Below are 1,306 nucleotides of genomic sequence, written 5' to 3'. Positions count from 1 at the left end.
TCCAACAGATGAATGAAGGGAGAAGTGAAGATTTCAAAAAACATTTTTGCGGAACACACTTCTTTAACCCACCCCGATACCTTAGACTATTCGAAATTATTCCCGGTCCCGATACTTCAAAAGAGGTATTGGATTTCCTTAATGAGTATGGAGAAAAATTCCTCGGAAAGAAATCGGTGGTGGCTAAAGACACCCCGGCTTTCATTGGAAACCGTGTAGGTATCTTTAGTATCATGAGCCTTTTCCATATGGTAAAAGATATGGGAATGACCATTGAAGAAGTAGATAAACTTACCGGTCCGGTAATTGGCCGTCAAAAATCGGCCACTTTCCGTACAGTAGATGTCGTAGGATTAGACACTCTTGTTCACGTAGCCAATGGATTACACAAAGGCGTACCAGAAGATGAAGAAAACGAGCTGTACGCACTGCCCGATTTTATACAAACCATGGTAGAAAACGAATGGTTTGGTAGCAAAAGCGGACAAGGCTTTTACAAAAAGATTAAAAACGAAGATGGGTCAAGTACCATTCAATCTCTTGATCTCGATTCCTTAGAATATCGCGATCAAAAGAAAGCTTCCTTTGCTACCCTGGAACAAACTAAAACCATAGACAACGTAGCTGATAGATTTGAGGTTTTAATAAATGGAAAGGATAAAGCAGGAGAATTTTACCGAAAAAACTTCGGAGCACTTTTCGCTTATGTTTCCAACCGAATTCCGGAAATCACCGATGAGCTTTACAAAGTAGACGATGCCATGCAAGCCGGATTTGGCTGGGAACACGGCCCGTTCCAAATTTGGGATGCAATTGGTGTTAAAAAAGGAATTGAACTCATTGAAGCCGAAGGTAAAAAACCTGCGGCCTGGGTAAATGAAATGCTTGAAAGCGGTAAAGAATCTTTCTATACCGTAAAAGAAGGCAATACCTATTATTATGATATTCCGAAGAAGGAACATGTAAAAGTTCCTGGTCAGGATGCTTTTATAATTCTTGACAATATTCGGGAGTCCAAAGAGGTATTCAAAAACAGCGGTGTTGTAGTTGAAGATCTTGGCGACGGAATCCTCAATGTTGAATTCCGAAGTAAAATGAACGCTATTGGAGGTGATGTCCTAGACGGAATCAATAAAGCTATAGATATGGCTGAAAAAGATTACCAGGGATTAGTTGTTGCCAACAACGGGAAGAATTTCTCTGTTGGTGCCAATATCGGAATGATCTTTATGATGGCCGTTGAGCAGGAATATGAAGAGCTCAATATGGCCGTGAAATATTTCCAGGATACAATGATGCGTATGCG

The 1,306-nt window shown here is 40.6% G+C and carries 1 protein-coding gene; it reads left to right on the top strand.

Going from position 1 to position 1,306, the window contains the following annotated elements:
- Window positions 1-1,306, top strand: a 1,306-nt coding sequence (locus ACESK1_RS12885) for a 3-hydroxyacyl-CoA dehydrogenase family protein (RefSeq protein ID WP_372920584.1), incomplete at both ends; no start/stop codon positions are given.

The organism is Salegentibacter sp., from assembly GCF_041642575.1.
Classification (GTDB): Bacteria; Bacteroidota; Bacteroidia; order Flavobacteriales; family Flavobacteriaceae; genus Salegentibacter.
Note: the sequence above shows the minus strand (reverse complement) of the source record. Positions and strands in the feature narration are given on the sequence as shown.